The sequence below is a fragment of the Poseidonibacter sp. genome, from assembly GCF_041821165.1.
GTDB lineage: Bacteria > Campylobacterota > Campylobacteria > Campylobacterales > Arcobacteraceae > Poseidonibacter.
On the sequence record NZ_JBGUES010000069.1, the window covers coordinates 1 to 10,845 of the forward strand.

17 protein-coding genes are annotated in these 10,845 nt (G+C 26.2%); 8 read left to right on the top strand and 9 right to left on the bottom strand.

The window, feature by feature from the left end:
• Together ACERKK_RS06945 and ACERKK_RS06950 are read right to left on the bottom strand one after the other, a co-directional pair.
• On the bottom strand, positions 1-336 hold a 336-nt coding region (locus ACERKK_RS06945), incomplete at its 3' end, for a superoxide dismutase (protein ID WP_373772358.1).
• A gap of 245 nt (positions 337-581) precedes the next feature.
• Positions 582-776: a sodium-dependent tyrosine transporter gene (locus ACERKK_RS06950; RefSeq protein WP_373772359.1), complete on the bottom strand. Its 195-nt coding sequence runs from the start codon at positions 774-776 to the stop codon at positions 582-584.
• Positions 777-847: 71 nt separating this feature from the next.
• Between ACERKK_RS06950 and ACERKK_RS06955 the strand changes: the two genes are divergently transcribed.
• The 4 genes from ACERKK_RS06955 to fliW all read left to right on the top strand — a co-directional run bounded on the left by ACERKK_RS06955 (position 848) and on the right by fliW (position 3,753).
• The gene (locus ACERKK_RS06955; RefSeq protein ID WP_373772360.1) at positions 848-1,111 is read left to right on the top strand and encodes a hypothetical protein; all 264 of its coding nucleotides are present in this window, start codon (positions 848-850) and stop codon (positions 1,109-1,111) included.
• Between the two features lie 83 nt (positions 1,112-1,194).
• Complete coding sequence (locus ACERKK_RS06960) at positions 1,195-2,118, top strand: RimK family alpha-L-glutamate ligase (protein WP_373772361.1); 924 nt, start codon at positions 1,195-1,197, stop codon at positions 2,116-2,118.
• A 136-nt stretch (positions 2,119-2,254) separates the two neighbouring features.
• Positions 2,255-3,223, top strand: a complete 969-nt coding sequence (locus ACERKK_RS06965) for an aldolase catalytic domain-containing protein (protein ID WP_373772362.1) — start codon at positions 2,255-2,257, stop codon at positions 3,221-3,223.
• Between the two features lie 158 nt (positions 3,224-3,381).
• Positions 3,382-3,753, top strand: coding sequence for a flagellar assembly protein FliW (gene fliW / locus ACERKK_RS06970; protein ID WP_373772363.1), 372 nt, complete (start codon positions 3,382-3,384; stop codon positions 3,751-3,753).
• Positions 3,754-3,825: 72 nt separating this feature from the next.
• Here the strand turns inward: fliW and ACERKK_RS06975 are convergent, their stop codons facing one another.
• Positions 3,826-4,023: a hypothetical protein gene (locus ACERKK_RS06975; RefSeq protein ID WP_373772364.1), complete on the bottom strand. Its 198-nt coding sequence runs from the start codon at positions 4,021-4,023 to the stop codon at positions 3,826-3,828.
• 115 nt (positions 4,024-4,138) lie between these two features.
• Between ACERKK_RS06975 and ACERKK_RS06980 the strand changes: the two genes are divergently transcribed.
• Positions 4,139-4,702, top strand: coding sequence for a hypothetical protein (locus ACERKK_RS06980; RefSeq protein WP_373772365.1), 564 nt, complete (start codon positions 4,139-4,141; stop codon positions 4,700-4,702).
• On the opposite strand, the gene ACERKK_RS06985 is transcribed toward ACERKK_RS06980, so the two are convergent.
• Complete coding sequence (locus tag ACERKK_RS06985; protein ID WP_373772366.1) at positions 4,692-5,939, bottom strand: leucine-rich repeat-containing protein kinase family protein; 1,248 nt, start codon at positions 5,937-5,939, stop codon at positions 4,692-4,694. The two genes, ACERKK_RS06980 and ACERKK_RS06985, sit on opposite strands and share 11 nt — an antisense overlap.
• Before the next feature lie 124 nt (positions 5,940-6,063).
• Between ACERKK_RS06985 and ACERKK_RS06990 the strand changes: the two genes are divergently transcribed.
• The gene (locus ACERKK_RS06990) at positions 6,064-7,236 is read left to right on the top strand and encodes an SAM-dependent methyltransferase (protein WP_373772367.1); all 1,173 of its coding nucleotides are present in this window, start codon (positions 6,064-6,066) and stop codon (positions 7,234-7,236) included.
• Positions 7,237-7,313: 77 nt separating this feature from the next.
• On the opposite strand, the gene ACERKK_RS06995 is transcribed toward ACERKK_RS06990, so the two are convergent.
• Genes ACERKK_RS06995 through ACERKK_RS07005 form a run of 3 tightly spaced genes read right to left on the bottom strand, consistent with a single transcriptional unit; the run spans position 7,314 to position 8,826 of the window.
• Positions 7,314-7,844 (bottom strand): YaeQ family protein, encoded by a 531-nt coding sequence (locus ACERKK_RS06995; protein WP_373772368.1) that lies wholly within the window; start codon positions 7,842-7,844, stop codon positions 7,314-7,316.
• Positions 7,845-7,903: 59 nt separating this feature from the next.
• Entirely contained in the window at positions 7,904-8,251 is a 348-nt protein-coding gene (locus ACERKK_RS07000) for a rhodanese-like domain-containing protein (RefSeq protein ID WP_373772369.1), read from the bottom strand.
• Positions 8,252-8,265: 14 nt separating this feature from the next.
• The gene (locus ACERKK_RS07005; protein WP_373772370.1) at positions 8,266-8,826 is read right to left on the bottom strand and encodes an SMI1/KNR4 family protein; all 561 of its coding nucleotides are present in this window, start codon (positions 8,824-8,826) and stop codon (positions 8,266-8,268) included.
• 129 nt (positions 8,827-8,955) lie between these two features.
• Here ACERKK_RS07005 and ACERKK_RS07010 point away from each other — a divergent pair, with 129 nt between their 5' ends.
• Positions 8,956-9,978 carry a CNNM domain-containing protein gene (locus ACERKK_RS07010; RefSeq protein ID WP_373772371.1) on the top strand — a complete coding sequence of 341 codons (1,023 nt, stop codon included), beginning with the start codon at positions 8,956-8,958 and terminating at the stop codon, positions 9,976-9,978.
• Positions 9,979-10,033: 55 nt separating this feature from the next.
• Positions 10,034-10,423 carry a hypothetical protein gene (locus tag ACERKK_RS07015; protein WP_373772372.1) on the top strand — a complete coding sequence of 130 codons (390 nt, stop codon included), beginning with the start codon at positions 10,034-10,036 and terminating at the stop codon, positions 10,421-10,423.
• A 4-nt stretch (positions 10,424-10,427) separates the two neighbouring features.
• On the opposite strand, the gene ACERKK_RS07020 is transcribed toward ACERKK_RS07015, so the two are convergent.
• Both ACERKK_RS07020 and ACERKK_RS07025 read right to left on the bottom strand, forming a co-directional pair.
• Entirely contained in the window at positions 10,428-10,673 is a 246-nt protein-coding gene (locus ACERKK_RS07020) for a type II toxin-antitoxin system RelE/ParE family toxin (RefSeq protein ID WP_373772373.1), read from the bottom strand.
• Positions 10,663-10,845: hypothetical protein (locus ACERKK_RS07025; protein ID WP_373772374.1), on the bottom strand; the 183-nt coding region annotated here is incomplete at its 5' end. The genes ACERKK_RS07020 and ACERKK_RS07025, both read right to left, overlap by 11 nt.

A 10,845-nucleotide genomic window follows, 5' to 3' on the forward strand; every position in this document is an offset into this window, starting at 1 on the left:
TGTGATAAATTCTGTTTTAAATTTTTCAAAAGAACCAAATGTTTTAATAATTAGATTTTCTAATGAATCAGAAATTTTTGTTTCTTTAGGAGAAATACAATTCCAAAAAAAGTCATGATTATATACTTGTGCAGAATTATTAAATATAGCACCATCAGATTTTTTAACAATGTCAATTAGTGATAAATTTTCGAATTCACTTGCAATAATAAGTTCATTTAACTTATTTACATAAGCTTGATGATGTTTATCATGATGGTATATTAAAGTCTCTTTAGACATAAAAGGCACTAAAGCATCATACTCAAACGGCAATTCCATTAATTCATGTTTCATAATATATCCTTTTTATTTGTTATAATTAGTTTACATCAATTAATTTAAAAATACAACATATTTACAAATTATTTAATTATTTGGATTTATTAGAAAAAGGTTTATTATTATGGAAATATTATATAAGATATTTGAATTTGGAATATTGATATTTTTTATTTATATATTAGTGAAATTTTTAAAATGTAAGTTTGGAAATTGTGATATAAAATAGAATATTTACCCCTAAAAGGGGAAATATAAATTTAAGCGTTGATTGATTTAAATAAATCTTCTAACCATTTATTTGCATCTTCAATATTATCAAATCTTTTAGATTTTGCTACTTGGTCTTGACCTTCATAAAATCTTACTCTAATACCATCTTCAACATGGTCAATCTTTGTTCTAGTAATTTTTGCCATATTTAAATAAACTCTCTCATTTAATTTAATAAACATCTGTACTCCTTAGTTTTGAGTATTATATCATAAAATATTAGCTATAATTTCAAAAAAATTAGGAGAATATTTTGAATAAAGTAAAAGAATTAGAAGATTTAATACAAAATGATATTATGTTAGAAATAAAAGAAAATATAAAAGAGTTAGAAGAATTAATTGAAAAAAAGAAAAATATAAAAGCTGTTACAGCTGAACTTAAAAATATGAAAGAAGTAGAAGAAGATTTTTCAGGGCTTTTAAAAGAGATTAAATCAAACCAAATGACAGAAGAAAAAGCTATTGAAGTTTTAGAACAACTTGAAGATATGAGAATTGATGAGGATGAAATATAATCTTAAAATAATTATTTTAAAATACCAAATTCTATTATAAATATTGTACAATAACATATAAAATCATTTTATAGGAGTATGTTATGAGCAAAAGAACTATAGGAATGTGGATCTACCAAAATGGTGGTGGAAAAGAAATAGAAGAGAAAATAAAAAAACAATTACAAGAAAGAGAAATCACATCAATTACAGGAGTTAATTTAAACAAAGCTATTGTTAGTAATGATTCAATATTGTGTGATTCTCACGGTAATTGTACTTATAATCTAAAAGATAGTATTGATTTGTTTTTTTCCTACAATGCAGGTGAACAAACACCTTATCAGACATACTTGTACCAAACTTTAAATAAATTGATGCCTACTATTAATAATTATGAATCTTTTAAACTTACAGAAGATAAATTTCAAACATCATTTTTACTCAAACATAATGGCATTGCTACTGCTGATTATGAATTTTTTCATAAAGACAATCATTTACATTTAGATAATATTATGAATAAATGGTCAAGTGCCGTATTTAAACCTCTTGATGGTTGGGGAGGAAAAGGCCTTACTAAAATTGAACAAGAAAGTGATATTTCTTTATTAAAATTAAGCCTTGAACAACTTAATTTATCACAAGTTTATATTGAGAAATTTATTAACTATGATAATACTGATTATAGAGTGGATATTGTAGATGGTAATTATATAGCTTGTTATGGAAGAAAAGCTCGTGATGGTGATTGGAAGACAAATATCACAAGTGGTGGTTCAATTTTTATAAGAGAACCTGAAGATGAAGTAGTACAACTAGCACTAAAAGCTGCAAAAGTAACAGGTCTTGAAATTGCTGGTGTTGATATACTTTATGATAGAGAAAAAGAAGAATATATAGTTCTTGAAGTAAATGGCATACCTGCTTTTGCAACACAAGAACAAGAAGCTCTAGGTTTAGATTTTAATGATAAAAAAATAAAACATATTGTTGAGTTAATAGATAAAAGAACCTCTTTAAAATAAATATATCAATAATAATCTGTATCTTTTAGATGATTTATATTGAAATTCCTAGAACAATTCGCTCTCTTAAAGATAATTTGAGAACTCTTAAGATATTATCTAAACAATTATTATATAAAAAGAATAGGATACATTTATGATTGAGAAAAAAGGTTCAATACTTTCAGTAAGAGAAGACATCAAAGTTTTTGATTGTACGATTAGAGATGGTGGATTAGTAAATAACTTCCACTTTACAGATGAATTTGTAAAAGCACATTACGAAACATGTGTAGCTGCTGGTGTTGACTATATGGAAATTGGAAAAAACAATTCACCTTCAATTATGAGTGAAGAAGAGTTTGGAAAGTGGAATTTTTGTAAAGAAGAAGATATAAGAAAAATTGTTGGAAATAACGATACAAATATGAAAATTGCTGTTATGTCTGATATTGGTAGAACAGTAAATGAAGAATTACTTCCAAAAGAAGACAGTGTTGTTGATATGATTAGAATAGCAACATATATTCATCAAATTCCTGCTGCTATTGAACTTGTTGAAGAAGCACATGCAAAAGGTTATGAAACAACTATCAATATTATGGCTATTTCAAAATCATTTGATCAAGAATTAGATGAAGTATTAGATGCAGTTAGTAAATCAAGTGTTGATGTTATTTATATTGCAGATAGTTTTGGATCATTTTACCCTGAACAAATCAATAGACTTACAGAAAAATATTTAAAAGTAGCAGAAGCAAATGGTAAAAAAATTGGTATTCATGCGCATAATAATATGCAACTTGCATATGCAAATACAATTGAAGCTATGACTTATGGTACAAGTTTCTTAGATGTTACAATTTCAGGATTAGGAAGAGGTGCTGGAAACTGTCCTATGGAATTATTAATTGGATTCTTGAAAAATCCAAAATACAAATTAATGCCTGTATTAAAATTTATTGAAGAGCATATTGTTCCTTTAGAAAAAGAGCTAGATTGGGGATACAGTATTCCATATATGTTAACAGGACAATTAAACGAACATCCAAGACCTGCTATGAAAGCAAGAGATGAAAAAGATACAAACTATAGAGAATTTTATAGAAATCTACTTGCTGAATAGTATTTCATAATTATAAAACTTTTAAAAGCTAGTCTATAAATGGCTAGCTTTTTTTATTTAAAAATATCTATAAAAACTTGTAAATCAAAATAAGTTTAAGCTAGTATTTTTATTATTTTTATGTTAAACTAATCAAAATTAATATTTGAGGATTATTTATGGCTTACGAAGTTAAACAACCAATTTTAGGTTTTGAAAATGTGCAAAGAGTAATATTAGATAGACATGATGGAATTACATTTTGTTTAAGAAATTCAGATGAAAATGAATATATGAAACTTTTCTTAATTGCTGCAAATACAACTCTTGAAGAACTTGAGCTTTCAATTGGTATGCAAACTATTTTAAATTTAAGTAAAAATTCAAAGTACTCTATTTATTTTCCTGTAGTTAAAGCCAAAAATATATATGACTCAATGATAAATGTAGGTGCTCCATTTGTATTTAACGAAGATACAGGAGTAGTTGCTCAATGTGTTTTATCTGATGATCAACATACAATAACAGAATTATTTGGTGAAGTTGAGTAGTTTTATTTTATAAAGCATAATTAAAAGCCTCGTAAAATAACTTATTATACGAGGTTTTTATTCAAAGTTGATTTATCTTAATTTTATTATTTCGTTTCTCATCTTTGCTATATCTATTGTAAGTCTTTCTTTCATTGCAGGTGTAAAAGATTGATTTTCTTTAAAAACTTGGTTTATTATATTTTCAAATTCATTATTTGTTAATTCTTTTGTCTCTTCAATTAGCTTTAAAAAAAGTATTCTTATTTTTTCATATTCTTCTTCTTTCATTTTTTACCTTTGTATGATTAAATTAGGAATTTATTATGTCAAAAAGTATTATAGAAAGAAATAAAATAGCTAGTATGAAGATTTGTTTTTTAAGAATTTAATCTTATAATATCAAATGCATAAAAAATTAAAAAAATATATAGAATCATATGAGTTAATACAAAACTGTAAAACACAAACCTTAATACCAAATGCTGGTATGATTGTTCTAATAAATCAAGAAACAAACTGTGAAATAATTATCGAAAATATATCTTATAAAATAGAAAGTTTTCAAGCTGTACTTATAAATGCTTATGAAAATCCTGTATATATTCAATCAAATGAACTAATAAACCTAATAGCAATAAGATTTAAAGGAGCTGGTGCATCATTTTTCTACGAAGAGTATATGGATGAACTTATGCACAATCCTAAAGAACCTATTTTTATAGAAAAAGATATTAAAGAGATTGAATTAGATAACTATTTCCAAAATAGATTTAAAGCAAGTAATTTACCTTTTAATATTATGAAAATAATTGATTTATTAGATGAACAAGGAAGTTCTTATAATATTGATGAAGTTTTAGCAATAGCAAATGTACCAAGAAAAATATTGGATAAGTTGTTTAGATTAAAAACAGGTTTAAGCTTTAAAACTTATGCAATAGTAAAAGAACAATATATTAAAAACTAATTTGATTAAATAAAGGTCTTGCTTTTACATCATCTATCATACATCTTTGTGAAATAGTACTTAAAGTTTTAAAATATGAATCTTCTTTATTTGAACAAATACTAAGTAAATCATCGATTAAACATCCAAAAGCACGAACCTCTATTTTTTCATAATTCTTATTATCATAAAAACTACTTGCTCCAAAATCTCCTAAATAACAGTGATTATCTTCATTTATTAAAATATTATGTGCGTATAAATCCCCATGCATTATATTTTTCTCATGTAAGTGAATTGCTGCTGATTGTATATGTTTTGCAACTTCATAAATACTTTGGCTTGAAATTTTGTATTCAGGAGAGAATGTATCTCTTGTACAGGTATCAAAAGTTGGAGGAAAACCTAGATTTTCATAACTTTTTGGAATAAGCTCAAGTAAAAGTCCTAACTTTTCTTCTTGATCAATTTTAGCAATTACATTGATAAGGTTATTATGTTTACCTATTGACATATAAGTATTCATCTCATCAAGTGCATAACCATCACTTGTAATTGCTCCTTTGAAAAGTTTAAGAGCTACGTCTTTTTCTAGTGTTGGGCAAAAGGCTTTATATATCATTCCAGATGCACCCTCACCTAGTTGTTCTTTAATATCTAGCTTTTCTAGACAAGCTTTTTCTAAATCAACTTGAGGTTGAATAGAACAATCATTTCCTGAAAATGCCAACCATGAAAGCTTTGGAAGTTCAAAAATCCAAGAAGGAATCTCTTTTAAATTATTAGCAGATAATCGTAATAACTCTAAATTTTTACAGTTTTGCATAGTGTCAGGAAGAGCAGTTAATTTATTTCCTGCAAGTGGAAATTTTTGAAGTTTAGTCAAATCACCAATTGAATTAGGAAGTGTTTTGATTTTGTTATCAGTTAAAATAAGCCATGAAATACTAAGAGGTAAAATATCCTCTTCAATAAATTCTATTTTATTTCCCTTAAGCCCTAACATATAAAGATTTATACAGCCTTTAAAAGCATTTGGCAGTTCAGTAAAAAGGTTATATGAAAAAAAAGCTATTTTTAATTTTGTAAGTTTTTCTAAGTTTGGAATTGTTGTAAGTTTATTATTACTTAAATCTAATATCTCTAAACTATCTGCAAGATCAAATATTTTATTAGGAAATTCGCTTAGATTTTCACAGATTGTAAGTTTTTTAATACCTTTAAGTTCGTTATTATTAAGTTGTTTTAGTGTTTGCATTATTTTCTTTTTGCTTATGATATCAAAAGAAAGATTAGTAGTGTCTATGATGGGTTAATTAATAAATGAAGTGGGTTTTGCTATCATACGAAAAATAAGTCTAAAAGTAGGAATTTTAAGCATTATGCAAAATATAACTGAATTAATCGAACAAATAATCAATGAAGAAAGCATAATACATGCAACTTTAAGTGGTGTAAGAAAAAAAGCAGAGAAAACTTTTAATAAAGTAACAATAAAAAAAGTAATCATCCAAAATGAAGAAAAATATCAATTTGAATATTTTTATGACAAAAATGTAGAGCATAAAAACTTAAATAATGATGAGACTTTTGTTGAAATATACACATTAATTAAAACGTATTTTAAACAAGCACTTATTAATACTGTAAATCATGATTATCATATACTTGTAAATAAAAAAGACGAAATAAAGATAAATCAAAAAAAAGCTACAAGAAAGTTTGAAGAAGTATCTCATAATAGAAAGAAAAAATACATTCTAAACGAAGGGGAATTAACACCATTTTTAATAGAACTTGGAATCATGACTAAGCAAGGTAAAATTATAAATGCAAAATATGATAAGTTTAAACAAATCAATCGTTATTTAGAGTTAGTATCTGATTGTATTCCTTATTTAGATAAGAATAAAACTATTAGAATCATTGATTTTGGTTGTGGAAAAGCATATCTTACTTTTGCATTATATGATTATCTTGTATTAAAAATGGGTTATAACGTAGAAATTGTTGGTTTAGATTTAAAAGAAAATGTTATTAAATTCTGTTCTGATTTAGCTAAAAAATTAAACTTCGATGACTTAAGATTTGAGCAAGGAGATATCAAAGGTTTTAATCAATTTACTGATGTTGATATGGTTATTTCACTTCACGCTTGTAATACAGCAACAGATGAAGCTCTTACAAAAGCAGTTAATTGGGGTGCAAAAGTTATTTTAGCAGTGCCATGTTGTCAACATGAATTTTTAAAGAAAATAAAAAATGACAAAATGATTCCTATGATGAAATATGGAATTATCAAAGAAAAACTAGCTACTTTACTTACTGATAGTGTTAGAGCAAATGTCTTAGAAATCATGGGTTATCGTACACAAGTATTAGAGTTCATAGATATGGAACATACACCAAAAAATGTAATGATTAGAGCTTTTTTTGAAGATAATCAAAATATACAAAAAACAGTAAAACAATATAAAGAGTTTAAAAACGAATGGCAGATTTCTCCATATATAGAAGAAGCTTTTGGAAAAAGTCTAACGGACAAACTTTCTTAGGAAAAAATATAGTTTAGACAAAAGTATGTTGTTATATCAGATTATTTTACAATATCTCATGATATAACAACACTTTACTATTTATAAATATTTTGAGTGATTATTACACTATTATCATTATCACTAAGTGTAAGTTCATTATCAAGTATACTACACTGCATATTCATAGAACGATTATACAGTGACTCAATATCACCCTCAATATTCAGATGTATTATTTGAAGATTTTTAAAACGAGAAAGAGAACCTTCTATTTGTTTAAACCAAGCACTTGCAAGAGTTTCTTTAAATGTATATATTTTTACTTTCTCTGATCGTCCACAAGCTTTTTTTATACGTTTTTCATCAGGTTGCCCCAAATCAATCCACATTTCAATATCGCCACCTATTGATTTTTGCCATAAATCAGGCTCATCATCAGTAGATATCCCTTTACAAAACATCAGTGTATCATTTGCATTTAAAACAAAAGCAATCAATCTAATCATCAATCGTAAATCATTTTCTGATGGATGTTGTGCTAGTGTTAAATTATGTTCCTCATAATAGTGTTCGTCCATATTTGATATATTTAGTAAAGCCTTGTGAATAGTTGCATTTGCAGCCATTGATATCCTTTTTTATCTAGTTTTAGTATTATATCCTCTAAATTTAAAAATAGACATTGCTAAAACTTTCTAAGAGCTTTCCAAGTACCTACATTGTGAACATTTTCAAATCCATTTGCCTTTAAGGTACGTTTTGCCATTGCACTTCTACTTCCACTTGCACAACAAAGAATTATAGGTTTAGTATTATCTAACTCATTTATTCTATTTTCAAGTAAACCTAATGGAATATTTATACTTCCATCTTTTTTAGCTAAAACAAACTCGCCTTGAGTTCTAACATCAATAATTTTTGCACCTTGTTCAAGTAGTGAAGGAACAAGTTTTAATACCTTATATTGAGCATATTTCTTATACGCAAGAAAAGCTATTAGTGCAATAAATACATAAATCATATTATCATTCATAAACTATTCCTTTATTATAATTCATCTTTATGAACTATAGAGTTGTACTCTTTTGAGTAAACAAGATTACCTGTATTTAATTCACTAAGATACTCTTCAAACCATTGAGAAAAACTTTGAGATACTATTTCTCTTTCACTTGACTCATACCACAATGTAATAATCTGCCCTTTTGTTCCAGTAGGACTTGGGCTTAAATCTAGACAATAGTGATCTCCACAACCATCACTTGTAATTGGTATCCATTTTTTATTCCACCAGTCATTTTTAACACCATCATCTGGATTTGAAACTTTACCTTGAAGTTCTTTATCTAATAAGTTTTTCCAAATATTAAACTCTTCAATAATACGCTTTGTAGATAAAAACTCTTGAGAATCAAAAAGCCAAGCAGATTCGCCTTTTTGACCATTATGTATTTTTAATACACTTATAAAATCTTCTGGTAAATCAACACCAATAGTTTTTATAAGTTCTTCTATTTCATCATCACTTGCAGGTGGATTTAAATCTAGTAAACCATCACTATAATTAAGGCTAAGCCATTGCTTAAACTTGTCAAACTCTTTATTCATTTAAATCCTTTAAATATTCGTCGTATTCTAATGAAATTTGACTTATATCCCTTACTATGATTAAAGCATATTCAGAATTTTTTGCAAAATTATAAGAAATTTAGCTAAGATTGAAATAAAAGATTATTAATGCTATTACTTATTTATTTTATGTTAGCCGTTGGAGTTTCATTTTTATGTTCAATTCTTGAAGCAGTTTTATTATCACAAAACCAATCATATATCGAGTCACTTAAAACTACAAAACCTAAGTTAGCAAAAAGACTGGAAAATCAGAAAAAAAATATAGAACTTTCAATAGGTTCAATACTTACTTTAAATACCTTTGCTCATACTTTAGGAGCAGCAGGTGTTGGTGCTGAAGCTGTGAAAATATTTGGTGATGAGTATATGTTTTATATCTCTGCAATACTTACTATTCTTATTCTTGTATTTTCAGAAATTATTCCTAAAACTATTGGTGCTATGTATTGGAAAGAGCTTGCAGGTATTAGTTCAAGATTAATACAACTTTTAACTTTTATAACATATCCATTGCTTTATATTATGAATTTTATCACTTCTTTTATATCTAAAAATAAACCAATCGAAACTATCACAAAAGAAGAGCTAAAAGCTACTATTAATATGAGTGAAGAAGCAGGAATTATTAAACAAAAAGATTTTCGTATTATGGAAAATATATTAAAATATTCAAAAGTAAAAGTAAAAGAGATATACACACCTAGAAAAGTGCTTTTTTCACTAAATCAAGATGACTTAATAAATAGCTTAGAAAATAAAGTAACAGTAAACATACAGATGGATAAACTAAAAGAGTACTCTCGAATACCAATTTTTAATGAAAATATTGATGATATTGTAGGTGTTATATTTTCAAAAGAGTTTTTTCATGAATTTATAGAAAATACTCTTGAAAATAAAAATGATATTATACGTCCTGTATTTAAGATCAATGAAAATGTTCCTATTTCGAAGCTACTTGATCTATTTTTATCTAAAAAAGAGCATATGTTTATAGTAGTTGATCACTACGATCAAACAAAAGGTATTGTAACTTTAGAAGATGTTCTTGAAGAGCTTTTAGGTACTGAAATTGTTGATGAATTTGATACAATCATAAATAAAAGAGCAGAAGCAAAATCTAAATAAAGCAAAATATGTTAAAATCAATTTTTGAAACTATATATATTTAAAGGGGACTTTTGTGTCTATATTTGCTTTACAGTCATTAGCAGGTGGATTTCTAGATGAGGATTTAGAAAATTTTAATAAAAACTTTGATGACTGGTGTATTCAATTTGAAGATTATGAAGATGCTATGGATATAGTACAAACTCTTGAAAATCAAGAAGCTATTGATATTGTAGAAATAACTCCATTAACTTATCCAAAATACTTTTTTCCATCTTTGCAAGGTACTATTTATACTACACGACAGATTGAAGATAAGATTATTTGTGTTGTAGAACCAGTTATGGGTGCAAGTTTTAGAATAGCAATATGTGACCTTAAAACAAAAAGAGTAAGACTAACAAATACTCGCTACAAAAGTATTCCAAATGTTGAAGGTGCTTTTTCTAGTTTTGGGGAGTAGGTATTTATTGGTAACTATTTTTTCTATGTAAAACTCTACCGATTATAATAACATCATCTAATACGTCAAATAATATTCTATAATTTCCTACTCTTAATCTATAAGCAGGTTCGAAATTTGTAAGTTTTTTAATATTTTTTAAATTGGGGAAATCTTTGAGTGATAGAAGTTGATTATGTATTTTTGTTTTAAATGGTTCAGAAATGTGCTTTAAATCTTTTATAGCACTTTTTCTAATTTCAATTTTCATTTTTTAGATATTCATCAAAAGATATACTTTCTTCATTTCTAGTTGCTTTTAATAGTTTTAAATCTTCAATATTTTCATTTGATATTATTTCTAGTCCATCATCTTTGAAATGCTCTAACATCCATAAAACTTTTTCAGTTAATGATTCATTTTGAATGTTTATTGTTAATGT